The sequence below is a fragment of the Halorubrum rutilum genome, assembly GCF_042665015.1.
Lineage (GTDB): Archaea > Halobacteriota > Halobacteria > Halobacteriales > Haloferacaceae > Halorubrum > Halorubrum rutilum.
In genome coordinates this window covers 333138-355552 of sequence record NZ_JBHTBL010000001.1, presented here as the reverse complement: position 1 = coordinate 355552, position 22415 = coordinate 333138, and the positions used below count along the sequence as shown (strand labels likewise).

Below are 22415 nucleotides of genomic sequence, written 5' to 3'. Positions count from 1 at the left end.
ACCGCGTCACCACTCCTTGCAGGCGGGACAGACGAGGGCGCCGTCGTCGAACCAGCGCCGCGCGACCGACTCGCCGCACCGGTCGCAGGCGGCGCCGTCGGTCGTCCACGTCGCGGTCGGGGTCGCTGGGTCGGCGTCGGCCGTCGCTTCTCCGTCCGCGTCGACATCGTCCGCGTCGACGCTGCCGCCGCCCGTTTCGCGTTCGTCGTCGCCGGGGGACGACTCCGCCCCTCCGTCCGCGTCGCCCCCGGCGAACTCGTCGAGCGAGTAGTCCTCGGTCATCTACGCCTCGCGGCGGAGCCGCGCCACGACGTAGTCGCGCTCCAGTTCGCCGAGAAACTCCCCGAGCCGCGGCCCCTGGGTGTCGTCGAAGAAGAGGCGGTAGCCGGCCGCGAAGAAGTCGCCGACGTCGACGTCGTGGGCCCGCGCCGTCTCGTACATCTCCGCCTGGATCGCGTCGCCGTCGTGGCCCGCGGCGACGAAGTCGGCGAGGTCGTCGAGCGCGGCGGCCACGTCGTCGTCGAACTCGGCGTCCGGCAGGTCGGTCTGAAGTCTGTAGTCGTACTCGTTGCCGGTGCGCTCGGCCCAGTTGCGCGCCTTCTCGACGCGGGCGAGCGCGGCCGCGACGACCTCGTCGGAGGCGTCCGCCGGGATGTGTCCCTCGTCGCGGGCGAGCCGCTCCCGGAAGTCGAGGTCGTCGACCATCCCGAGGACGGCCGCGAACGTGTACGGGAGCCGGACGGGCTTCTCGGTCGGCGGGTCGTCGGCGCGACCGACGACGAACGGGTAGGCGCGCTCGGCGAAGGCGGTCAGGTCCTCGTCGTCGACCTCGCCGAAGTAGGCGCGCTCGAAGCGGTCGAACCGGTCGACGAGCTGGTCAAGCCGCTCGATGTCCAGGTCGCGTGCCTTCTTCGGGTGGAGCGCGAAGAAGTAGCGGAGCACCTCGGGTTCGAGGAGGTCGAGCAGTTCCGGGACGGTGACGAGGTTCCCGGCCGACGAGGAGAGCGGCTCCCCGTTGAGCGTGAACCACTCGTACACCATCGGAACCGGCGGCTCGATCCCGAGGACGTTGCGCGCGACGTCGACGCCGGAGGGCCACGACCCCTCCGCGTGGTCCTTGCCGAACGGCTCGAAGTCAACGCCGAGCACCTCCCACTGGCCCGGCCACTCCAGGCGCCACGGGAGCTTCCCCTCGCGGAACGTGGCGGTCCCCTCGTGGCCGCACCCGTCGACGACCTCGTCGCCGACTTCCATGTCGGTGCAGACGTAGTCGACGGTCTCCGCGTCGAGGTCGACCGCGGTCACCGTCTCCGTGACCTTCCCGCACTCCGAACAGATCGGGTTGAACGGGACGTACTCGTCGTCGACCTTGTCCTGATACTCCGAGAGCACCTCGCGGACGCCGTCCAGGTCGGAGAGCACCGTCCGGGTCACGGCGTCGAAGTCGCCGTCGGCGTACAGCTCGGTGTTCGATATCATCTCGACCGGGACGCCCAGCCGGTCGGCGTCCGCCTTCAACAGGGCGGCGAAGTGGGCCGCGTACGACTCGCGCTCGCCGAACGGGTCCGGGATCGCGGTGTACGGCTTCCCGAGGTTACGGCCCAGCGCGCCGGCGTCGACCTCGCCGAGGCCGACGATCTCGCCGTCGGCGTTCGCCAGCTTCCGGGGGAGCTTGCGGAGGGGGTCCTTGTCGTCGGAGGTGAACACCTGCCGGACCTCGTGGCCGCGCTCGCGGAGCACGGCGGCGACGAAGTAGCCGCGCATGATCTCGTTGAAGTTGCCGAGGTGCGCGACGCCCGAGGGGGAGACGCCGCCCTTGATCACGATCGGATCGTCCGGGTCGCGGGCCTCGACCTCGTCGGCGACGACGTCGGCCCAGAAGGCGCGGTAGTCGCCGGCGCGCTCGGCCGCTCGTCCGTCGCCGTCGTCGGCGCCTTCCGGGGCCGCGTCCGCCGCCGCGGCGCCGACCGCGTCCCCTCCTCCCTCGGAGAGGATGTGCGGGGAGTCGTCGCCGCTCACGCGTCGCTCGCCCCCGTCCAGTAGGTCGGCTCGTCGCTGCCGATCGGGACCACGTCGGTCCCGGTGTGGTCGCCGCGGAGCACGGCGTCGACGACGGCCTCCGGGTCCGTCCCGTCGAGGACGACGGAGCGGATCCCCGCCCGGTCGATCAGCTTGGCCGCGAGCAGGTCCACGGGGGCCGAGGCGCCGGCGTCGCGGCTCATCGGGAGCACGACGTCGACGAGCTCCGCCGGCGACATCGAGCCGAACTGGGTCGCGTCCGGGTCGGCGTTGGGGTCGGCGTCGTAGACGCCGTTCGCGCTCGTCGCGTACACGAGCAGGTCGGCGTCGACGGACTCGGCGAACGCGGCGGCGACGGCGTCTGTCGTCTGACCGGGGGTGACGCCGCCCATCACCGACACCTCGCCGCGCCGGAGGGCCGCGGCCGCCTCGTCGTAGCCCGTCGCCGGCGAGAGGTTCGCGCGGCCGTCGAGCGCGGCGATCAGGAGGCGGGCGTTGAGTCGGGTGGTCCCGATGCCGAGCTGGTCGAGCTCGACCTCGTTGGCGCCGAGGTCGCGCGCCGTCCCGATGTAGTCACGGGCGACGCCGCCGCCGCCGACGACGACGCCGGCCTCGCAGCCGTCGGCGGCGATCCGTTCGATCGCCTCGGCGTACGCGGCCACCCGGTCGGGGTCGAGATCGGGCGCGAGCACGCTCCCGCCGATAGAAACGACGACTCTCATTACCGTCGCATACCCCTGTCTCGCTCTTAAGGATTATCAAGCCCGGACGCGACCGGGTCCGGGCGTCAGCCTCGCGGGCGAGCAGCCCGATCGTCGCGATCGGCGACCGCGGCCGGGAAACGCCTAAGCCGCTCGCACCCCGCTCTCGGGTATGCAACCGATAGCGATCGCGGGCCCCGGCGCGGCGGACCTGGCGGCGGCGCTCGTCGACCGACTCGACGGCCGAACCGCCGTGGTGAACGGGGCCGGCGGCGAGCGCGGCGTTCTCGACGGAGCCGACGAGAGCGACGAGGCAACCGACGGCGGCGTCGCGGTCGAGTCCCCGGCGGACCGGACCGACGCCGACGCCGAGGTGACGCTCGCGGCGAGCGGCGAGTGGACGGGGCGTGGGCGGGTCGACGGCCTCGACGACCTCCTGGACGGGTTCGCTCCCGACCACGACTACCTCGTCGCCGTCGGGGACTCCCGGCTGCGGGTGCCGACGGTCCTGCTCGGAGCGGACGCGGACCCGGAGGACGTGCCCGGGACGGTGATCGCCGCGGCGGACGGGCCGGAGGGAGTCGACCTCGATCGCCTCGTCGCCGACCTCGACGCCGCCGAACCGTGGATCACGCGCGAGACGCTCGTGCGGCGGGTCGAGGCGTCCGCGGACGCGGACCGCGCGGGTGCCGTGGCGACGTTCACCGGCCGGGTCCGGGCGCGTGACGCCCCCGGCGACGACCGCACCACCCACCTGGCCTTCGAGAAGTACGAGGGCGTCGCCGCGGAGCGCATGGACGCGATCGCGTCGGAGCTGACCGAGCGCGACGGCGTGTTCGACGTCCGGATGCACCACCGGACGGGCGTGATCGAGGCGGGCGAGGACATCGTCTTCGTCGTCGTCCTCGCGGGACACCGGCGCGAGGCGTTCCGGACCGTCGAGGACGGGATCGACCGGCTGAAAGACGAGGTGCCGATCTTCAAGAAGGAGGCGACCGAGGCCGAGGAGTTCTGGGTTCACCGGCGCGACTGACGGGCGCTCGCTCTCCGGGCGGCGGCGTCCGCGGCCGAGAGCTCCGGCCGGGGCCGCCGCGCGCACCGGACGAGGGCCGGCCTCGGTCGCGGATCTGCCGGTAACATTTGCTGGCGAGACCGAGCACGACCCGTTCGCCGAGACCAGGAGGCCCCTGCGGTAACGGAAGCGTTTGAACGGTTCTGATCGTATTATAAAATGTCTACGTCATTCTGAAACAGTTTTAAACGGTTCGTCAGACACGTTTTAGCCGCCGCGGTCGGTCTGAAACGCCGCAAAAGTCGCTGAACACCGTCCAACGGTCTCACCTTTATAACACCCTCCGGGGACAAGCGGGGAGTGTACCATGAGCGCGACTGCGAACCCCTCCGCGAACGCGGACTCCACCGACGACCTCAGCAAGGAAGAGCGGCTGAAGCGGTACCTGCTCGACCGCGCCCAGGACGGCGAGATGTACTTCAAGGGGAAGTTCATCGCCGACGACGTGGACCTCTCGCCGAAGGAGATCGGCGCCCTGATGGTGAAGCTCCGCGACTCCGCGACGGAGCTCACCGTCGAGAAGTGGTCGTACACCGGCGCGACGACCTGGCGCATCGAGCCCGCCTGACGAGGACCGTCGAACCCGCCCGTTCCCGACGAAACCACGCGCTCTCGCGCGTCCCCGCTTTCTCCCCGCGAACCCCGCCCGATCCCCGCCGTTCGGGGTCGGCCGTTTTCCAGACCCGCGTTGACGCCGACGATCGCCGCGGCGCCCGCGTCGACCGACGCGTGCGGCGGTCGACGCGGGGTTTATACTCGCCGACCGGTTACGATCGACGATGCCAGAACGCGAGGACGGGGAGCCGTCGGAGGCGTCCGACGTTCCGCGTCCGGAGCCGCTCCGGACGTTCTTCCGGATCGACGAGGTCCGCCGGGAGGACGGCCGCGTCCGGTACGTCGGGGAGTCGTACATCCCGGAGCGCACGCTGTTGCGGAAGCTGGTCCCGCAGTTCCGCGACGCCGGGTACGACGTCGACGTGGAGACGGTCGAGAGCGGCCACGTCGTCGTCGCGACGCCCTTCGACCGCGGCCGGGACGGGATCCCGTGGGTCAACGTCGCCATGTTCGCGGCGACGGTCCTGTCGACGCTGCTCGTCGGCGCCGTCGGCTGGTACTACGTCCCGATCGGGGAGATCACCGCGAACCCGCTGACCGCCTTGCGGGCGTGGCCGTTCACGGCCGCGGTGCTCGGCGTCCTGATGACCCACGAGCTCGGCCACTACGCCGCCGGCCGGTACCACGGCGTCGACGTGTCGCTCCCGTACGTCATCCCGTTCCTCCCCCCGCTCGGCACGCTCGGGGCGGTGATCCGGATGCGCGGGCGGATGCCCTCTCGGAAGGTGCTGTTCGACATCGGCGCGGCCGGGCCGATCGCGGGGCTCGTCGCCACCGTCGTCGTCACCGCGATCGGCCTCTCGCTCGACCCGATCCGCGTCCCCGCGGAGCTCGCGAACGCCTCCGGGACCGTGATCCGGTTCAACAACCCCCCGCTGCTCGACATCATCGCCGCCCTCGTCGGCCAGCCGACGGGGTACGAGGACCCGACGCTCACGGCGCACCCGGTGGTGATCGGCGGCTGGGTGGGGATGTTCTTCACGCTCCTGAACCTCCTGCCCGTCGGCCAGCTCGACGGGGGCCACATCGTCCGCGCGATGGTCGGGCCGCGTCAGGAGACGATCGCGGCGCTCGTGCCCGGCGCGCTCTTCTCCGTCGCCGCGTACCTCTACTTCTGGCGCGGCCTCGGGCTCGACGAGTCGGTCGGGCTGTGGGCGTTCTGGGGGGTGTTCGCGCTCGTGATCGCGTTCAACGGACCGGCGAACCCCGCCGACGAGGAGCGGCTCGGCTGGCCCCGGGTCGCCGTCGGGCTCGCGACGTTCGGCCTCGGCGCGCTCTGTTTCCTGCTCGTTCCGATCCAGGTCGTCACGACGTGAGGCGGGCGGCCCCGGTCAGTCGTCGCGCCGCTCCTTCATCCCCTGTCTGGTGAACTGGGGGGTGGCCCGGATGCCGCGCTTCTTCCGGAACGAGCGGTAGAGCGCGACCGCGAGCGGGACCGCGAGGAGGAGCACGATCCCCGCGAGCCGCCAGGCGTCCGCGAACGAGTAGAGGATCGTCGCGGAGAGGACGCCGACCGCGAGCAGCACCGAGTAGGCGATCCGCATCGCGAGCTTGTCGAGGACGTTGGAGTCGTCCTCGATCGTGACGTCGACGTGGAGGTCGCCGCGGTTCGCCCGTTCGAGGAAGTCATCGGCCTTCGGCGGGACCGTGAACAGCGCCTCGGTCGTGCGCTGGACCTGGCGGCCGGCGTCCTCGGCGAGGTCGCGGGCGGTCTGCTCGTAGTACCCCTCCTCGCGGAGGTACTCGGTCGCCGTCGAGATGAAGTCGAACTCGGGGTCGAGGGTGACGCAGACGCCCTCGACGACGGTCGCGACGCGCAGGACCAAGGCGAGGTCGGGCGGGAGCCGGAGGGGGAACTCGTAGATTGTCGACTCCACCTGCTCGATGATCTGGTTCACCTGGTACTGCTCGATGTCCTCGCCGCTGGCGTCGGCGATGGCCAGCTCCATCACGTTCCCCATCACCTCGCGGTCCGCCTCGGGCGAGAGGGTCCCCATCGCGATCAGCGTGTCGAGGATGGCGTCGATGTCCTGCCGGGCGACGGCGACGTAGAACTCGACGATCTTCTCCTGAATGAACGGGTCCACGCGCCCGGCCATCCCGAAGTCGTAGAAGATCACGGTGCCGTCGTCGTCGACGGCGAGGTTCCCCGGGTGGGGGTCGGCGTGGAAGACGCCGTCGTCGATGATCATCTGCAGGTACACCTCCTGGAGCGTCTCGGCGATGGCGTTGCGGTCGAACCCCGCCGCGTCGAGCTCGTCGAGCCGGTTGATCTTCACGCCCGGCACGTACTCCATCGTGAGCACTCTGGGGCCGGAGACCGCCTCGTAGGCGGTGGGGATCCGGATCCGGTCGTTGTCGGCGAAGTTCCCCCGGATCTCTTCGAGCATCTCGCGCTCGCGCTCGTAGTCCATCTCCTCGCGGATCGTCTTCGCGAACTCGTCGGCGAGGTTCTCCAGCGAGAACGCCCGCCCGCTGCCGGTGAACCGCTTGACGATCGGGATCGACCAGCGGATCGTCCGGAGGTCGGCCTCGACCAGCGACTCGATCCCGGGCCGGCGCACCTTCACGGCGACGTCGTTGCCCTCGTAGGTGGCGGTGTACACCTGTCCGAGGCTCGCGCCGCTTATCGGGTCGCGGTCGAAGTCGTCGAACGTCTCGTCGACGGGACCGAACTCGTCTTCGAGGACGACCCGCGACTCCTCCCACGGCGCCGGCGGCACGTCGTCCTGGAGCCCCTCCAGCACCTCGATGTAGGCCGGCGGGAGGATGTCGGGGCGCGTCGAGAGGATCTGCCCCAGCTTGATGAACGTCGGGCCGAGGGTGAGCAGGATGTCGAGGAGGACCGCGGCGCGCTCGCGCTGGGTCTCCGCGTCGACGTCGCGGCCCCCGCCGAACAGGAGGAACCGCTTCCGGTCCCGCCAGTAGGCGACGATAAGCGGCGAGAACTGCCGGAGGACCACGAAGAACCGCCAGTAGGCGCGAAGGTTGACCAGCGTGACCACCCGTCAGGCGTCGGCCTCGTCGGCGGGGCCGTCGTCCTCGTCGGCGTCGCCTCCGTCGGCGTCGTCGACCGGGATGGTGCGCGAGACGTCGCCGGTCCGCTTCGGGATCTCGACCTCCAGGACCCCGCGGTCCATCTCGGCGTCCGCGCCGCTCCCGTCGGCGTCGGCCGGGAGCGGGAGCTCCGCGTCGAGGAACAGCGGCCGGTCCTCGCTGACGTAGCGGAACCCCTCGGGGACTCCCTTGTCGCGGCGCCCCTCGATGACGATCCGACCGTCCTCGGCGAGGACCTCGGTCGTCTCCGCGGTCGCGCCGGGGAGGTCGACGACGAGGACGTACCCGTCGTCTGATTCGAGCAGGTCCGCAAACACCGCGTCCGGGAGGTCCCGGAGCGCGTCGCGTAGCGCTGACATGGAGACGGATACGGTCGCCGCGGCGAAAAAGGTGTGGAAAGGGGGCCAGAGAGGGGGTCGGAACGGAGGGAACGGTCAGTCGTCGAGGTCGAAATCGAGGTCGAGGTCGTTGATGTCCTCGCCCTGGGACTCCCCCGGGAGGATGTCGCCGAGGCTCGCGCCGAACGCTCCCCCGGCCCAGACGACCGCCACCCGGGAGAGCCGTTCGAGCGCGCCGGGGTCGCCCTCGTGGAGCCGCCCCCAGAGGAGCATCATGAGCACGGAGGTGAACAGCGAGACGAGCAGGATCCCGGCGTAGCGCCGCGGGACGACGCCGAGTATCGGATGGCTGATCTCGATCTGCCGGAAGTCGGCGAAGTAGAGTAGCCCGGCGGTCATGACCAGCACGAACCCCACGTGCACGAGCAGGAAGACGGGGACGCCGCTTGGGGTGACCGCGGTGAACCACGCCGCGATCTCGAAGACGCCGCCCTCGACGAGCAGGGGGAGCGCGAAGAGGACCGACCCCACGAACGCCTCGGCCATGTCGCGGGAGGTGTACTTCGTGATCCGGGTCCGGAACGCCGCGCTCCCCGGCATCCGCTCGACGAGCGAGATCGTCTGCCGGACCTTCTCCCGCTCGTGGCCCTCGTCGACGGTGTCGCTGAGGGCGTCGAGCGTCGCGAGTAGGTCGTTGATGTCGGGGTCTTCGGGACCGTTCGGAGGGGCGCGCTCGCCCGCCCCGTCGGTCGATCGCTCCGAGCCGCCCGCGTCGGGAGGCGAGCTCGATCCGACGGACCGTCGTCCCGAGTCGTCGCCGTCCATTGGCGAACGGTCGACCGGGCGTCGCAAAAGCGTGTCGACGGCCGGGAACGCGTCGGGAACGGACGCGATCGTCTCGGCGGCGGGCGCGACTGCCCGGACGGGGACTCCATCGGGGGAGAGCCGGCGGCGAACGGTTTATGTATTGGTAGATGGTAACACGGACCACGAGGTGAGTACCGACGACATCCGAGACCAGATCACGTCCCCATCGACCGTCGGCGGTACCGTGCGACCGCAATCTGTCCGATCCACTCGTTTCGCGGCGGGGCGTTCCCCCCGGATCCGACCCTCGCGCCCCGCTACCCGCGGCTTCGAAGTCACCGATCGATCGTCGACCGCTCGCGCCGCTACTCGGATCCCTCCGAGCGGCGACCGAGGAACGACGAGAGCGCCGCGTTGAACGCGGCGGGGCGTTCGAGCATCGCGAGGTGCGCGGCGCCCTCGATCGCCGCGCGCTCGCAGTCGCCGATCCGGTCCGCGAGGTAGTCGTGGTACTCGGGCGGCGTGAGGGCGTCGTGTTCGCCGACGACCGCGAGCGACGGCGCCGCGACCCCGTCGAGCCGGTCGCGCACGTCGAACGCGTGGCAGGTGCGGAAGTCGCGCTCGGTGACCGCGCGGCCGCACTCGCGCATGCCGGCGCGCGAGAACTCGGCGTACTCCGGGGGCGCGTCGTGGAAGAGGCGGTCGGGCCCGTGGAGCAGGTCGATCGCCCGGTCGAAGTCGGTCGCGAGCGCGTCCAGCAGCGGCTCGGCGACCGCGAGCCTCGCGCCCGTGCCCGCGAGGACGAGCCCGTCGAGCGGGAGCTCGCGCTCCAAGGCGATCCACAGCGCCACGGCGCCGCCGAGCGAGTTCCCGCAGAGGACGGTCGCCCTCGTCGCCTCTGCGACGGCGACGACGTCGTCCGCGTACGCGTCGAGCGTCTCGGGGCCGGGCGGCGCGTCGACGTCGTCGCTGTCGCCGTGCCCGGAGAGGTCGAGCGCGACGACCGGAAACCGGTCGCTCAGGCGCGCCTGCGCCTTCCAGACGTCCTTACTCCCGCCGCTCCCGTGAACCAAGCAGACCGTCGGGCCGTCGCCGCCCCGGTCGGAGACCCGGTACGCGGTGTCGCGGCCGTCGTGGGTGACCCGCTGCATGGTCGCCGTCCCGCGCGGGAGGTGATAAACGTCCCGCGGATGCTAACCATTCGGCAGACGCTGACCATTCGGCGGACGCTGACCATTCGGCGGACACTAACCGTCCGGCGGACGCCGTCACCCGAGGGTAAGTCGGCGGCCGGTCTCCGTCCGAAAGCGGCCCGAACCGCAACACTACCGATACGCTCGCGATATCTCACGTCATGCGATTTTTAGCGACGTATTTATATACCCTCGCGCCTAACTTGTAGTTAGCATGAATCACCAACAGACCCGATCGACCGGCGACGGTCCGCTGCTCCGCCGGTTCGAGTACGAGGACGGGTGGATCGTCGCCGCCGATCTGGGCGCCGACGCCGCGAACGTGAGCGTCGACACGGTCGGCGAGACGGCGATCGTCGTCGTCGAGGGCGATGGCGAGCCGGTCGAGTCGGAGTTCGAACTGCCGGGCCCGGCCGCGTCGAGCGCGGTCGCGAACGGCGTCGTCACGGTCGAAGGCGGCGCGGACGGAGACGAGGCCACCGAGGGCGACACGGCGGAGGGCGAGCGATGAAGCTCACCGTCAGACCGCTCAAGCAGAAGGACGCCGGTCGCCGCCTCGCGGCGATCGACCGCGTCGCGGCCGAGGAGCTCGGGCTCTCCGGCGGCGACATCGTCCGCGTCGAGGGGTCGGACGGGGCCGCGATCGCCCGCGTCTGGCCCGGCTACCCCGAGGACGACGGCACCGGCGTCGTGCGCATCGACGGGCGGCTCCGCCAGGAGGCGAACGTCGGTATCGACGACCGCGTGACGGTCGAGTCGGTCGACGTCTCGCGGGCGGAGTCGGTCACGATCGCCTTCCCGAGCCAGCTTCGGGTACGCGGGCAGATCGCCCCGTTCATCCGCGACAAGCTCTCCGGCCAGCCGGTGACCGAGGGACAGACGATCCGCACGTCGATGGGCTTCGGCCTGATGGGCGGCCAGTCGCAGGCGGTGCCGATGAAGGTCGCCTCGACGGTCCCGTCGGGGACGGTCGTCATCACCGACGACACCGAGATCGAGATCTCCGAGGTCCCGGCCGAGGAGCTCGCCGAGCGGAGCGGGAGCGGCGAGGGCGCCAGCGAGGGCCCCGACGTGACCTACGAGGACATCGGCGGGCTCGACGGCGAGCTCGAACAGGTCCGCGAGATGATCGAGCTGCCGATGCGGCACCCGGAGCTGTTCAAGCGGCTCGGCATCGACCCGCCGAAGGGCGTCCTCCTGCACGGCCCGCCGGGCACGGGGAAGACCCTGATCGCGAAGGCCGTCGCCAACGAGATCGACGCCAGCTTCCACAACATCTCCGGCCCGGAGATCATGTCGAAGTACTACGGCGAGAGCGAGGAGCAGCTCCGCGAGATCTTCGAGGAGGCCTCCGAGGAGGCGCCCTCGATCATCTTCATGGACGAGCTCGACTCGATCGCGCCCAAGCGCGAGGAGGCCGGCGGCGACGTCGAACGGCGCGTCGTGGCCCAGCTGCTCTCGCTGATGGACGGGCTCGAAGACCGCGGCGAGGTCGTCGTCATCGGGGCGACGAACCGCGTCGACGCCATCGACCCCGCGCTCCGGCGCGGCGGGCGCTTCGACCGCGAGATCGAGGTCGGCGTCCCCGACCGCGACGGGCGCAAGGAGATCCTGCAGGTCCACACGCGGAACATGCCGCTCGTGGACGGGATCGACCTCGACGAGTACGCGGAGAACACCCACGGCTTCGTCGGGGCCGACCTGGAGTCGCTCGCGAAGGAGTCCGCGATGCACGCGCTGCGCCGGATCCGCCCCGAGCTCGACCTCGAAAGCGACGAGATCGACGCCGACGTGCTGAACTCCATCCAGGTCACCGAGGCGGACTTCAAGGAGGCGATGAAGGGCATCGAGCCCTCCGCGCTCCGCGAGGTGTTCGTCGAGGTCCCGGACGTCAGCTGGGACCAGGTCGGCGGCCTCGAAGACACCAAAGAGCGCCTCCGCGAGACGATCCAGTGGCCGCTGGAGTACCCCGAGGTGTTCGAGGAGCTCGACATGCAGGCCGCCAAGGGCGTCCTGATGTACGGCCCGCCGGGCACGGGGAAGACCCTGCTCGCGAAGGCCGTCGCCAACGAGAGCGAGTCGAACTTCATCTCGATCAAGGGGCCGGAGCTGCTGAACAAGTACGTGGGCGAGTCCGAGAAGGGCGTCCGCGAGGTGTTCAGCAAGGCCCGCGAGAACGCGCCGACGATCGTGTTCTTCGACGAGATCGACTCGATCGCGAGCGAGCGCGGCCAGAACTCCGGCGACTCCGGCGTCGGCGAGCGCGTCGTCTCCCAGCTGCTGACCGAGCTCGACGGGCTCGAATCGCTGGAGGACGTCGTCGTCATCGCCACGACGAACCGCCCGGACCTCATCGACTCGGCGCTGCTCCGGCCCGGCCGGCTCGACCGCCACGTGCACGTGCCCGTGCCGGACGAGGACGCGCGCCGGAAGATCCTGGAGGTCCACACCCGGAACAAGCCGCTGGCCGACGACGTCGACCTCGACGCGCTGGCCCGGAAGACCGAGGGGTACGTCGGCGCCGACCTCGAAGCGGTCGCGCGCGAGGCGTCGATGAACGCCTCCCGGGAGTTCATCGGGAGCGTCCCGCGCGAGGAGGTCGGCGAGTCCGTCGGCAACGTCCGCGTGACGATGGCGCACTTCGAGGACGCCCTCGGCGAGGTGAACCCGAGCGTCACCCCCGAGACGCGGGAGCGCTACGAGGAGATCGAGAAGCAGTTCAAGCGGTCGGACGTCGACCGCGCGGACGCCGAGCCCGGCACCGCGTTCCAGTAGCCGGAGCGTCGGCCCGCCGGCGTTCCCCGGTCGGTCTCTGACAGCCCCGGACGCGGCGTCTTTTCAGATCACTCCCGCCGTCGACAGCAGGAAGAACGCGGCGACGAGGACGATCCCGATCGTGACCAGTCGCCACGCGAGCTTCAGCACGAACTTGCCGACGACGATGACGAGCGCGACGGCGACGAGCGCGACGAGGAGCTGTCCCGCCTGACTCCCGAGGAGCCCGGCCTGAAGCGGCAGCGACGACACCGACGCGGCGAGCGAAGCGGTCATGTCCGGCCCCACGAGCACGTCCGGCATAAGCTTGTGGGGGAGAATGAGAGGGCCCGTCCGCGGTTATTGGATTCTGATACGTACACCGGTGAAAACTGCGGAACCGGACCGAAGGAGTCGGCCGTTTGGCGGTCGCGATCGCGGTAACACGGGACAGGACGCCCAAAATCGAGAGGTATCAACCCCCCTTTTGTTCCGGTGGGAGAGCCGTCACGTCGGTCGGTTTCTCACGAGAACGACCAGTTTCACTCCGCTCTGGCCATGTTTATGTGTCCGGAACACGTGCGAGTGTAACGTAATCTGATCCGGCGTCAGACAGGCGGACCGGGAATTACATATCGTATCGAACAGGTAGCCACCTATCCGGGCCGGGAGCGGAACACAGAAGGGCCTGCTGCGACAGTACGTAGACACCATACATGAGCCAGAACGCACGTCAACCGAGCGGGGTGGCCGTCGAATGAGCAGCGACGGCGTCGCCGCCGACGAACTCGAACTGCCGATCAAACGAACCACGGGCGAGACGATGGAGGAGCGCCTCACGGCCAACGCCTACCACAACATCCTGCCCGCGCGCTACCTCCGGAAGAACGCGGACGGCGAGAACGTCGAGAGCCCCGAGGAGCTGTTCGACCGCGTCGCGCGCAACGTCGCGCTCGCGGAGGCGGTCTTCGAGGCCGAGAAGCAGGGCGTCGAGGTCACCGTCACGCCCGACCAGCTGAAGCCCGACCACCCGCGGCGCGACGAGCTCGCGGAAGAGGTGTTCGGCGCCGGCACGACCGCCGCGGACGACGCGGAGACGACGCTGACCGCGCACAACGTCAACAAGTTCGCGTACGACACCGTCGTCCCCGAGCTGCCCGAGAGCGTGCGCGACCACGTCGAGGCGACCGCGGACCGGTTCCGCGACGGGATGGAGTCGCTCTCGTTCATGCCGAACTCGCCGACCCTCATGAACGCGGGCGACGAGCTCCAGCAGCTCTCCGCCTGCTTCGTCGATTCTCCCGCGGACGACATCACCGACATCCACCAGACCGCCAAGGAGGCGGCAGAGGTGTTCCAGTCCGGCGGCGGCATGGGGTACGCGTTCTGGAAGCTCCGCCCCTACGGCGACTCCGTCGGCTCGACGGGCGGGATCGCCTCCGGCCCGATCACGTTCATGCGGACGTTCGACCAGATGTGCGAGACGATCGCGCAGGGCGGCGCGCGCCGCGGCGCCCAGATGGGCGTGATGCGCGTCTCGCACCCGGACGTGATCCAGTTCATCCACGCGAAGAACAAGGACGTCTCCCTGGCCCACTCGCTGCGCCTGAACGACCCCGACGACTTCACGCACAACTCCTTCAAGGAGGCGCTAGAGGAGGCCCGGGGCCTCATCGACGAGGACGGGAAGGTCCCCGAGCACCTCCGGAACGCGGTGGAGGGACACCTCTCGAACTTCAACATCAGCGTCGGCGTCACCGACGACTTCATGGAGGCGCTGTACAACGACGAGGAGTTCACCTTCACCAACCCGCGCACGGGTGAGCCGCACATTACGACGCCGGAGACGAAGGAGATCTACGACATGTTCGGCCTCGGCGAGCACGTCGAGGTCGGCGAGGAGCTCTCTATCCCGGCCCAGGAGCTGTGGGACGACATGATCGAGGGCGCCCACGAGAACGGCGAGCCGGGCGTCATCTACCTCGAACGCGTCAACAAGGAGCACTCGTTCGACACCGAGGAGCACCCCGACCACCGGATCCTCGCGACGAACCCCTGCGGCGAGCAACCGTTGGAGGAGTACGAGGCGTGTAACCTCGGCCACATCAACCTCTCGACGCTCGCGGCGCAGGACGCGCCGGACTGGCGCGTCTGGTCCGCGGAGCACGCCGACGAGTACGCGTCGAAGGAGGCCGCCATGTCGGCGTTCCTCGAGGAGGCGATCGACTTCGAGGAGTTCGACGAGCGGATCGACTACGGCACGCGCTTCCTCGAGAACGTCGTGACGATGTCCGACTTCCCGGTCGACAAGATCGAGCAGAAGGTCCGGGACATGCGGAAGATCGGCCTGGGGATCATGGGGCTCGCCCAGCTGTACATCCAGCTCGGCATCCAGTACGGCACCGAGGAGGGCAACGAGGTCGCCCGCCAGCTGATGACCCACATCAACCACGCGTCGAAGCGGACCTCCCACGAGCTCGCGCAGGAGCGCGGGACGTTCAACGACTGGGAGGAGTCGAAGTACGCGGACCCCACCGAGTACCGCGAGTGGTTCGAGCACTACACCGGCCTCGACGCCGACGAGTGGGCGGACGGCTTCCCGATCCGCAACCACAACACGACGACGATCGCGCCCACGGGCACGACGTCGATGATCGGGAACACCACGGGCGGCTGCGAGCCCATCTACAACGTCGCCTACTACAAGAACGTCTCCGACGACGTGCAGGGCGACGAGATGCTCGTCGAGTTCGACGACTACTTCCTGCGCACCTTAGAGGAGAACGACGTCGACGTCGACGCCGTCAAGGCGGAGGCCCAGGAGCAGATGGCCGCGAACGAGTTCGACGGCGTGGACGGCCTCGACACCGTGCCGGACGCCATCGGCGAGCTGTTCGTCGTCACCGGCGACCTCTCCGGCAAGCAGCACGCGTCGGTCCAGTGCGCCTGCCAGGAGGGCGTCGACTCCGCCATCTCGAAGACGTGTAACTTCCCGAACGACGCCACCGCCGAGGAGATGGAGGAGGTGTACCGCTACATCTACGACCACGGCGGGAAGGGCGTCACCGTCTACCGCGACGGAACCCGCTCGAAGCAGGTGCTCACGACCCGCGCGAAGAACACGGAGTTCGCCGACGAGAGCGAGGCGGCCGAGGCGATCGTCGAGCAGATCGGCGAGGTGTTCGGCGGCATCGAGGCGTTCCTCGACAACGAGGACGTGCAGGCCGCGATCGACGCGGAGATCTCGGACCTGCTCGAAGCCAGCGAGCAGCCCAGCATCGACTACAGCGAGCGCAGCCCGCGGCCCGACTCGCTGTCGGGCGTCACCCAGCGCGTCGAGACGGGGTACGGCAAGCTCTACGTCACCATCAACGAGGACGAGAACGGCCTGCCGTTCGAGCTGTTCGCGAACATCGGTCACTCCGGCGGCTACACCAACTCCTTCACCGAGGCGCTCGCGAAGGTCATCTCGACGGCGCTCCGCTCGGGCGTCGACCCCGAGGAGATCGTCGACGAGCTGCAGGGCACCCGGAGCCCGAAGGTCGCCTGGGACAAGGGCGAGCAGATCCAGTCGATCCCGGACGCGATCGGCACCGCGCTCCGCCGCTACCTCGACGACGACGTCGACAAGGGGATCCCCCAACAGCAGAGCCTCGACGACGTCGAACGCGACCTAGCGAGCGAGCCGACGAGCCAGACCGACGGCGGCGCGGTCGGCGCGGTCGACGCGGACGCGGCGACCGACGCCCCGAGCGCGAACGGGGCCGGCCCGGCGGCCGAGGACGACGCGGCCGGCGCCGACGACGCGATGCAGGAGCTCATCGCGGCGGGCGAGTCGCCCGAGTGTCCCGACTGCGGCGGGATGAACCTCTACTACTCCGAGGGCTGCAAGACGTGCGAGTCGTGCGGCTGGTCGGAGTGCTGAGAGCGTAGCGAGTCGGTCGTTCGACGCTTGCAGTGCGATTTTTACGCGTTTCCGGCCTGAACGCCTCCAAAGCCCCAACCGCGAGGACGCCGAAGGCGTCTCGTGATGACGAGAGAGCTTCGCTCTCTCGAACCACGCTCCTCAGTCACTCGTTTCACTCGCTCTTTGCGGTGCTTGCGTCGCCTGCGGCGTCCTCGCGGTTGCCCCTTTGAGTCCCACCCACACGGCGACCGCACCTCACCCCTCCCCAGCCTCGTCGCTGGCGGCTATCGCCGCCAGCGACTCCCTCACGCGGTGCTGCTCGGCCGCAAGGCGGCCTCGCAGGCACGCGCCACCGCACACCCGTATATCAGAGATCGTCGTTGCTGCTCGCGGTTATTTAAATACGGAATCGTTGCCGTCGATCTGCAACACGCTCTTCCGCTACCGATCGAGAGACGAGCGTACCGCTTCGACGTATTAAAAACGAAACAGAGTCGCGATCGCCGGGTCAGTCGTCTTCGAGCGCCTGCGCGATGCGCTGGAGCTGGCGGGTCGCGTCGCGGACCTCGTCGCGGAGCTGGCGCACCTCGCGCACGAGCTCCTCGTTGCCGGCCTGGTCGCCGCCCTCCTCGCCGCGGCCGCCGCCACCGCCGCCCATCCCCGGCGGACCGCCGGCCCCGCCCGGACCGCCGCCGCCCATCATGCCGGACATCATCTGCGCGAAGGGGTTGCCGCCGCCGCCACCGCCGCCCATGCCCGGCGGACCGCCGGCGCCGCCCGGACCGCCGCCGCCCATCATCTCCTCCGGGTCGGGACGGTCGCCCTCCTCGCGCTCCTGCTCGCGCCGCTCGCGGATCTCCTCGACGCGCTCGCGGAAGGACTTCTCCTCGCCGCCGTCGTCGCCCTGGCTCCCGGCGGCGTCGTCGCCCTGATCTCCGGAGGGGTCACCGCCCTGTTCTCCGCCGGCGTCGGCGTCGTCGGTCTCGTCGTCTGCCATGGAGTCCGGTTCGGTAGCCCGGCCGAAAAGGGTTGTTGCTCGGCTCTCGACGCTGCGTTTATATCGGGTCGTTTCGTGCGCGGGTCGCCCCGCGAACGCCCTCCCGAGCGTCAGGCGCGGACCGGGCGGTGACAGTTCGGGCACTCCGTCGTCTCCGTGTCGCGGCCGACCGCCGGGACGTGGTCGCCGCAGTTCGGGCACCGCGTCCGACCGCGAGCGTACTCGGTGCTCGACGGGACCGGAGACCGTTCCGTGTCGTCGGTCATAGTTCCGTGACACCAGTTATCACACTAATAGCTTGTCACTATATCCCTAAAACGCCACAAAGGCGATTGGAGCGGGAGCGAAGTCCGGTACGGGTGATCGATCGCGCACCGAGACCGTTCACTCGTGTCCGGAGACCCGGACCGGTTCGTACGGCTCCTCCAGCCACTCCGCGTCGGACGCGGAGAGGTCGATATCGAGCGCTTCGACCGCGTCTTCCAGGTGTTCGACGCTGCTCGTGCCGACGATGGGCGTGTCGACCCACTCCTTGCGGAACAGCCACGCCAGCGCGATCTGGGCCATCTTCACGCCCTTCTCGTCGGCCAGCTCCGCGACGCGCTCGTTGACCGTCGGGCCGCCGCCCTCGCGGTACGGGTGTTCGTAGAGGTGTTCCTCGGTCTCCCCGCGGAGGGTCGCGTCGACCTCCTCGTGCGGCCGAGCGAGGTAGCCGCGGGCGAGCGGGCTCCACGGCATCACGCCGATCCCCTCCTTCTCACAGAGGGGAAGCATCTCGCGCTCCTCCTCGCGGTACGCGAGGTTGTAGTGGTTCTGCATCGCCGCGAACCGCTCGTACCCCTCGCGGTCGCTCGCGTGCAGCGACTCGGCGAACTGGTGGGCCCACATCGAGGAGGCGCCGACGTACCGCACGTCGCCGCGGCGGACCGCGTCGTCGAGCGCGGCGAGCGTCTCCTCGATCGGGGTGTCGTAGTCCCAGCGGTGGATCTGGTACAGGTCGATCGTGTCGGTGCCGAGCCGGTCGAGGGAGTTCGATAGCTCCTGTTCGATCGCCTTCCGCGAGAGCCCGCCCGAGTTCGGATTCGACTCGTCCATCCGGAAGTATCCCTTCGTCGCCACGACGAACTCGTCGCGGTCGTAGCCGTCGAGCGCCTCGCCGAGGACGCGCTCCGACTCGCCGTTCGAGTACATGTTGGCGGTGTCGAAGAAGTTCACGCCGAGGTCGATCGCGCGCTCGACGAGCTCTTTCCCCTCCTCCTCGTCGAGGACCCACTCGCGCCAGTCCGAGTCGCCGAAGCTCATGCAGCCGAGACAGATCTCCGACACCGTGGTGCCGGTGTCGCCGAGCGTGGTGTACTCCATACGCCGGGCAGGCGGAGCCGGGACAAAAAACCACCCGCGGGCGGGCGGCGTCGGACCCGCGCTCTCCACCGGAGCTATGGTTCCGGAGCCCGTGCGATCCGACGTGAGCGAGCGACCGATCCAGTGGCTGCTCGGCGACCAGCTCAACCCCGAGCTCGACGCCCTCGACGACGCCGGCGAGGTGCTCCTGATCGAGGCGCACGGCTTCGCCGACCGGAAGCCGTACCACGCCCACAAGCTGACGCTCGTCTTCTCCGCGATGCGCCACTTCCGGGACGAGCTCCGCGAGCGCGGCCACGACGTGACGTACCTGAAGGCGGCGTCGTTCGGCGAGGGCCTCGACGCGTTCCTCGCCGACCGGTCCGACCCCGGCCTCCGGCTGATGCGCCCCGCGAGCCACGGCGCGGGCGAGCGCCTCCGCGAGCTCGTCGACGAGCGGGGCGGGTCGCTGGAGCTGACGGAGAACGAGCTGTTCTGGACGACGCCGACCGACTGGCGCGAGTGGGCGGACGAGCCCGAGGGGGGATGGGACGGCGGCTCGCTCCTCGACGGGGACGGGACCGCCGAACGCACCTACCGACAGGAGGGGTGGTACCGCCACGTCCGCCGCGAGACGGGCGTGCTGATGGACGGCGACGATCCCGTCGGCGGCGAGTGGAACTACGACGACCTGAACCGGGAAACGCCGCCGGACGACTGGGAGCCGCCGGAGCGCCCGCGGTTCGAGCCGGACGGGCTCACCCGCGAGACCCACGCCTGGGTCCGCGACCGCTTCGACACGTGGGGCGAGGGCTCGCTCGACGGGTTCGCGTGGCCGGTCACGCGCGCGGCGGCCCGCGAGGCCCTCGACCGGTTCGTCCGCGATGGACTTCCCTCGTTCGGCCGGTATCAGGACGCCATGGTGACGGGCGAGCCGTTCCTCTCGCACTCCCTGCTGTCGCCCGCGATCAACCTCGGCCTGCTCGACCCGCGCGAGCCGGTGCGGGCGGTCGAGGCGGCGTACGAGGAGCGCGGCGTCGAGCCCGGGGCGTACGATCCGGCCGACGGCGACGCGGCGGGCGGCACCGAGGCGACCCTCGACGCGTTCGGCGACGACGAGGGGAGCGTCGACGGCGACGAGGGGAGCGTCGACGGCGACGAGGGGAGCGTCGACGGCGACGACTCAGACGCCGACCTCCCCCCGGTCCCCCTCAACGCCGCGGAGGGGTTCGTCAGGCAGGTGCTCGGCTGGCGGGAGTTCACGCGTCACGTCTACCGCGAGGCGATGCCGGAGCTTTCGGCGGCCAACCAGTTGGACCAGACCCGGGACCTCCCGCCCGCCTACTGGGACGGCGACACCGACATGACCTGTCTCTCCGAGGCCGTCGACCACGTCCGCGAGCACGGCTACGCTCACCACATCGAGCGGCTGATGGTGCTGTCGAACTTCGCGCTGATCTACGGCGCCGACCCCGCCGAGGTGAACGAGTGGTTCCACCTCGGCTTCGTCGACGCCTACCACTGGGTGACGACGCCGAACGTGGTCGCGATGGGGTCGTTCGGCACCGACGTGCTCTCCTCGAAGCCGTACGCCTCCTCGGGGAGCTACGTGAACCGGATGAGCGACCACTGCGCGTCGTGTCCCTACGCCGTCTCCCGCACGACGGGCGAGGGCGCGTGTCCCTTCAACGCCCTCTACTGGGACTTCCTGAAGGAGAACGAGGAGACGCTCCGCGGGACGGGTCGGATGGGGCTGATGTACTCGCACGTCGACGACAAGGACGACGAGGAGTGGGCCGCGATCCGCGAGCGGGCCGCGGCGGTACGTGAGCTGGCGGCGGACGGGGAGCTGTAGGAGAATCGGGAGTCGGCGCGACGGCGCGGCGGTCCTACTCGCCGCCCGCGAGCCGCCGCAGCCGGGGGAGCGCCTGCTCGTAGCCGAGCGCGACGACGCCGACGTACAGCGCGAGCAGTCCCATCGCGACGGCCCACGCCGCGAGCGCGAGGTCGCCGGCGGCGGCCGCCGAGAGTCCGAACCGTTCGAGCACGACGCCGACCGCCGAGGCCGCGCCGGCCCCGACGACGACGGCGAGGAGTTCCGCGAGTTCGACCGCGACCGCGGGTGCTTCGACCATATCGGCCCGCGACGGTCACGGGACATGACTCTTTCGAGTGCGGCGCGGACCGCCGCGTCCCCGGCGTCGTGTATTAAAAGGGCGCTTCCGCGCGAGAGCGGCCCTTTTATTTCCGGGAGCGCGTATCACCGCGTACGCATGAGCAACGGAGACGGCGACGGTCGAAACGACCTCCGGATGCCCGACGACGACGAGGTGTTCGCGGAGGTCGTCGAGATGCTCGGCGCGAACCGGGTCCGCGTCCGCTGTGCGGACGGGAAGGAGCGGACGGCGCGTATCCCCGGGCGGATGCAGAAGCGGGTCTGGATCCGCGAGGACGACATCGTCCTCGTCGAGCCGTGGGACTGGCAAGACGAGAAGGGCGACATCGCGTGGCGCTACGAGAAGAGCGAGGCGGAGCAGCTCCGCGAGGAAGGTCACCTGCAGTAGCGCGGGCCGCGCGCGGAGCGAACCGCCACCGACCGCCGCGCCGTTTTTAAGTCCGAACGACCCCGAACGAGCGTATGCTCCGGCTCGCGATGACGACCGACGCGGAGACGTTCGATCGGGTGCGCGAGCCGCTCGCGGACCGCGGGATCGAGGTCGAGCACGTGCGAGCGAAGGAGCGGTCGCTCCGCGTCTCGGGCGGCGAAGCCGACGCGCTCGGCGAGGGTGGCGGAGGCGCGGGCGGCGACGGGAGCGAGGGGAACGCCGAGTTCGACGGCTTCGACGTCGGCTTCGTCTACCCCTCCCGGCTCATGGAGGGCGCCGTCGTCGACGCGCGGCTGTCGGTCCCGTGGGTGAACGGCCGCGACGCCGTCCTCGCCTCGCGGAACAAGGCGGGCGCGCTCGCCGCGCTCGACGACGCCGGGCTCCCGACGCCGCGCACGACGCTGGTGTCGAATCCCGTGAGCGAGGCGGTCGTGGCCGACGCGGTCTCCCGGTTCTCCTACCCCGTCGTCGTCAAGCCGAACTCCGCGACGCGGGGCGTCGGCGTCGCGACCGCGGGCGACCTCGACTCCCTGCTCGGCGTCGTCGACTACCTGAACCTCGTCCACGACTACCGCGCGACCGGCGACAAGTCGTACCTGATCCAGGAGTTCCTCCCCGACGCGCGCGACTACCGCGCGATGGTCGTCGACGGCGCGTACGCCGGCGCGGTGCGCCGGGAGCTCCCCGCGGACGCCAGAGAGCGGGGCCGGTGGAAGCACAACGTCCACCGCGGCGCCGAGGCGACCGGCGTCGACCTCCCGGAGCGCGCGCGGGAGCTGGTCGAGCGGGCGGCCGAGACCCTCGGCATCGACTACCTCGGCGTCGACCTGCTCGAAACGGACGACCGACTCGTCGTCAGCGAGACCAACGCGCGGCCGACGGTGGACGCGGCGACGAAGTACGAGCCCGACTTCTACGACCGGCTCGCGGGGCTCATCGAGCGGACCGCCGGGAGCGAGGACTGAGCGGGGGAAAGCGGTCGGGGAAGCGGGGAGTAGACGGGGGAGC

The 22415-nt window shown here is 70.1% G+C and carries 21 protein-coding genes; 9 read left to right on the top strand and 12 right to left on the bottom strand.

All coding sequences use genetic code 11. The features are described from left to right. Nucleotides 1-6 precede the first annotated feature (6 nt). From ACFQMF_RS01980 to pyrH, 3 genes are read right to left on the bottom strand one after another with little or no spacing between them, the layout of a single operon-like run. Nucleotides 7-282 (bottom strand): DUF7573 domain-containing protein, encoded by a 276-nt coding sequence (locus ACFQMF_RS01980; RefSeq protein ID WP_256407439.1) that lies wholly within the window; start codon nt 280-282, stop codon nt 7-9. Continuing rightward, the gene (lysS, locus tag ACFQMF_RS01975; RefSeq protein ID WP_256407438.1) at nt 283-2019 is read right to left on the bottom strand and encodes a lysine--tRNA ligase; all 1737 of its coding nucleotides are present in this window, start codon (nt 2017-2019) and stop codon (nt 283-285) included. It abuts the gene before it with no gap. Beyond that, on the bottom strand, nt 2016-2741 hold the full coding sequence (gene pyrH / locus ACFQMF_RS01970) for a UMP kinase (protein WP_256407437.1): 726 nt from the start codon (nt 2739-2741) through the stop codon (nt 2016-2018). Before pyrH ends, lysS begins: the two co-directional genes overlap by 4 nt. 151 nt (nt 2742-2892) lie before the next feature. Here pyrH and ACFQMF_RS01965 point away from each other — a divergent pair, with 151 nt between their 5' ends. The 3 genes from ACFQMF_RS01965 to ACFQMF_RS01955 all read left to right on the top strand — a co-directional run bounded on the left by ACFQMF_RS01965 (nt 2893) and on the right by ACFQMF_RS01955 (nt 5723). Next, nucleotides 2893-3753 (top strand): molybdopterin synthase, encoded by an 861-nt coding sequence (locus ACFQMF_RS01965; protein WP_256407436.1) that lies wholly within the window; start codon nt 2893-2895, stop codon nt 3751-3753. Nucleotides 3754-4099: 346 nt separating this feature from the next. Further along, nucleotides 4100-4360 (top strand): DUF7123 family protein, encoded by a 261-nt coding sequence (locus ACFQMF_RS01960; RefSeq protein WP_256407435.1) that lies wholly within the window; start codon nt 4100-4102, stop codon nt 4358-4360. Between the two features lie 211 nt (nt 4361-4571). Continuing rightward, nucleotides 4572-5723, top strand: coding sequence for a site-2 protease family protein (locus tag ACFQMF_RS01955; protein WP_256407434.1), 1152 nt, complete (start codon nt 4572-4574; stop codon nt 5721-5723). A gap of 15 nt (nt 5724-5738) precedes the next feature. Here ACFQMF_RS01955 and ACFQMF_RS01950 read toward each other — a convergent pair whose 3' ends face one another. From ACFQMF_RS01950 to ACFQMF_RS01935, 4 genes are all read right to left on the bottom strand, one after another. Further along, the gene (locus ACFQMF_RS01950; protein ID WP_256407433.1) at nt 5739-7412 is read right to left on the bottom strand and encodes an ABC1 kinase family protein; all 1674 of its coding nucleotides are present in this window, start codon (nt 7410-7412) and stop codon (nt 5739-5741) included. Nucleotides 7413-7415: 3 nt separating this feature from the next. Next, nucleotides 7416-7823, bottom strand: a complete 408-nt coding sequence (locus ACFQMF_RS01945) for an Hsp20/alpha crystallin family protein (RefSeq protein ID WP_256407432.1) — start codon at nt 7821-7823, stop codon at nt 7416-7418. Nucleotides 7824-7898: 75 nt separating this feature from the next. Then, nucleotides 7899-8627: a DUF2391 domain-containing protein gene (locus ACFQMF_RS01940; protein WP_256407431.1), complete on the bottom strand. Its 729-nt coding sequence runs from the start codon at nt 8625-8627 to the stop codon at nt 7899-7901. Between the two features lie 347 nt (nt 8628-8974). Continuing rightward, nucleotides 8975-9760, bottom strand: a complete 786-nt coding sequence (locus ACFQMF_RS01935; protein WP_256407430.1) for an alpha/beta fold hydrolase — start codon at nt 9758-9760, stop codon at nt 8975-8977. A 256-nt stretch (nt 9761-10016) separates the two neighbouring features. Here ACFQMF_RS01935 and ACFQMF_RS01930 point away from each other — a divergent pair, with 256 nt between their 5' ends. Next, the gene (locus ACFQMF_RS01930) at nt 10017-10313 is read left to right on the top strand and encodes a DUF7127 family protein (protein ID WP_256407429.1); all 297 of its coding nucleotides are present in this window, start codon (nt 10017-10019) and stop codon (nt 10311-10313) included. Then, a complete protein-coding gene (locus ACFQMF_RS01925) occupies nt 10310-12577 on the top strand; it encodes a CDC48 family AAA ATPase (protein ID WP_256407428.1) in 2268 nt (755 codons plus the stop codon). Before ACFQMF_RS01930 ends, ACFQMF_RS01925 begins: the two co-directional genes overlap by 4 nt. Before the next feature lie 63 nt (nt 12578-12640). Here ACFQMF_RS01925 and ACFQMF_RS01920 read toward each other — a convergent pair whose 3' ends face one another. Then, entirely contained in the window at nt 12641-12880 is a 240-nt protein-coding gene (locus ACFQMF_RS01920; RefSeq protein WP_256407427.1) for a hypothetical protein, read from the bottom strand. A 433-nt stretch (nt 12881-13313) separates the two neighbouring features. Here ACFQMF_RS01920 and ACFQMF_RS01915 point away from each other — a divergent pair, with 433 nt between their 5' ends. Beyond that, nucleotides 13314-16481: an adenosylcobalamin-dependent ribonucleoside-diphosphate reductase gene (locus ACFQMF_RS01915; RefSeq protein WP_256407426.1), complete on the top strand. Its 3168-nt coding sequence runs from the start codon at nt 13314-13316 to the stop codon at nt 16479-16481. 490 nt (nt 16482-16971) lie between these two features. Here ACFQMF_RS01915 and ACFQMF_RS01910 read toward each other — a convergent pair whose 3' ends face one another. The 3 genes from ACFQMF_RS01910 to ACFQMF_RS01900 all read right to left on the bottom strand — a co-directional run bounded on the left by ACFQMF_RS01910 (nt 16972) and on the right by ACFQMF_RS01900 (nt 18822). Further along, the gene (locus ACFQMF_RS01910) at nt 16972-17460 is read right to left on the bottom strand and encodes a hypothetical protein (RefSeq protein WP_256407425.1); all 489 of its coding nucleotides are present in this window, start codon (nt 17458-17460) and stop codon (nt 16972-16974) included. Nucleotides 17461-17570: 110 nt separating this feature from the next. Further along, nucleotides 17571-17726, bottom strand: coding sequence for a hypothetical protein (locus ACFQMF_RS01905; RefSeq protein WP_256407424.1), 156 nt, complete (start codon nt 17724-17726; stop codon nt 17571-17573). Between the two features lie 118 nt (nt 17727-17844). Continuing rightward, a complete protein-coding gene (locus ACFQMF_RS01900; RefSeq protein WP_256407423.1) occupies nt 17845-18822 on the bottom strand; it encodes an aldo/keto reductase in 978 nt (325 codons plus the stop codon). 76 nt (nt 18823-18898) lie between these two features. Here ACFQMF_RS01900 and ACFQMF_RS01895 point away from each other — a divergent pair, with 76 nt between their 5' ends. Further along, nucleotides 18899-20656 carry a cryptochrome/photolyase family protein gene (locus ACFQMF_RS01895; RefSeq protein WP_303654640.1) on the top strand — a complete coding sequence of 586 codons (1758 nt, stop codon included), beginning with the start codon at nt 18899-18901 and terminating at the stop codon, nt 20654-20656. A gap of 34 nt (nt 20657-20690) precedes the next feature. On the opposite strand, the gene ACFQMF_RS01890 is transcribed toward ACFQMF_RS01895, so the two are convergent. Next, the gene (locus tag ACFQMF_RS01890) at nt 20691-20936 is read right to left on the bottom strand and encodes a hypothetical protein (RefSeq protein ID WP_092566207.1); all 246 of its coding nucleotides are present in this window, start codon (nt 20934-20936) and stop codon (nt 20691-20693) included. 138 nt (nt 20937-21074) lie between these two features. Between ACFQMF_RS01890 and eif1A the strand changes: the two genes are divergently transcribed. Continuing rightward, nucleotides 21075-21365 carry a translation initiation factor eIF-1A gene (gene eif1A / locus ACFQMF_RS01885; RefSeq protein ID WP_094527997.1) on the top strand — a complete coding sequence of 97 codons (291 nt, stop codon included), beginning with the start codon at nt 21075-21077 and terminating at the stop codon, nt 21363-21365. 74 nt (nt 21366-21439) lie between these two features. Further along, complete coding sequence (locus ACFQMF_RS01880) at nt 21440-22372, top strand: ATP-grasp domain-containing protein (RefSeq protein ID WP_256407421.1); 933 nt, start codon at nt 21440-21442, stop codon at nt 22370-22372. Nucleotides 22373-22415: the final 43 nt, after the last annotated feature.

Excerpts from the sequence above, each read along its gene's own strand:
- ACFQMF_RS01980 (WP_256407439.1), bottom strand. The coding sequence starts at position 282 with ATGACCGAGGACTACTCGCTCGACGAGTTCGCCGGGGGCGACGCGGAC.
- pyrH (WP_256407437.1), bottom strand. The coding sequence starts at position 2,741 with ATGAGAGTCGTCGTTTCTATCGGCGGGAGCGTGCTCGCGCCCGATCTC.
- ACFQMF_RS01965 (WP_256407436.1), top strand. The coding sequence starts at position 2,893 with ATGCAACCGATAGCGATCGCGGGCCCCGGCGCGGCGGACCTGGCGGCG.
- ACFQMF_RS01960 (WP_256407435.1), top strand. The coding sequence starts at position 4,100 with ATGAGCGCGACTGCGAACCCCTCCGCGAACGCGGACTCCACCGACGAC.
- ACFQMF_RS01955 (WP_256407434.1), top strand. The coding sequence starts at position 4,572 with ATGCCAGAACGCGAGGACGGGGAGCCGTCGGAGGCGTCCGACGTTCCG.
- ACFQMF_RS01945 (WP_256407432.1), bottom strand. The coding sequence starts at position 7,823 with ATGTCAGCGCTACGCGACGCGCTCCGGGACCTCCCGGACGCGGTGTTT.
- ACFQMF_RS01940 (WP_256407431.1), bottom strand. The coding sequence starts at position 8,627 with ATGGACGGCGACGACTCGGGACGACGGTCCGTCGGATCGAGCTCGCCT.
- ACFQMF_RS01935 (WP_256407430.1), bottom strand. The coding sequence starts at position 9,760 with ATGCAGCGGGTCACCCACGACGGCCGCGACACCGCGTACCGGGTCTCC.
- ACFQMF_RS01930 (WP_256407429.1), top strand. The coding sequence starts at position 10,017 with ATGAATCACCAACAGACCCGATCGACCGGCGACGGTCCGCTGCTCCGC.
- ACFQMF_RS01925 (WP_256407428.1), top strand. The coding sequence starts at position 10,310 with ATGAAGCTCACCGTCAGACCGCTCAAGCAGAAGGACGCCGGTCGCCGC.
- ACFQMF_RS01920 (WP_256407427.1), bottom strand. The coding sequence starts at position 12,880 with ATGCCGGACGTGCTCGTGGGGCCGGACATGACCGCTTCGCTCGCCGCG.
- ACFQMF_RS01915 (WP_256407426.1), top strand. The coding sequence starts at position 13,314 with ATGAGCAGCGACGGCGTCGCCGCCGACGAACTCGAACTGCCGATCAAA.
- ACFQMF_RS01910 (WP_256407425.1), bottom strand. The coding sequence starts at position 17,460 with ATGGCAGACGACGAGACCGACGACGCCGACGCCGGCGGAGAACAGGGC.
- ACFQMF_RS01905 (WP_256407424.1), bottom strand. The coding sequence starts at position 17,726 with ATGACCGACGACACGGAACGGTCTCCGGTCCCGTCGAGCACCGAGTAC.
- ACFQMF_RS01900 (WP_256407423.1), bottom strand. The coding sequence starts at position 18,822 with ATGGAGTACACCACGCTCGGCGACACCGGCACCACGGTGTCGGAGATC.
- ACFQMF_RS01895 (WP_303654640.1), top strand. The coding sequence starts at position 18,899 with ATGGTTCCGGAGCCCGTGCGATCCGACGTGAGCGAGCGACCGATCCAG.
- ACFQMF_RS01890 (WP_092566207.1), bottom strand. The coding sequence starts at position 20,936 with ATGGTCGAAGCACCCGCGGTCGCGGTCGAACTCGCGGAACTCCTCGCC.
- eif1A (WP_094527997.1), top strand. The coding sequence starts at position 21,075 with ATGAGCAACGGAGACGGCGACGGTCGAAACGACCTCCGGATGCCCGAC.
- ACFQMF_RS01880 (WP_256407421.1), top strand. The coding sequence starts at position 21,440 with ATGCTCCGGCTCGCGATGACGACCGACGCGGAGACGTTCGATCGGGTG.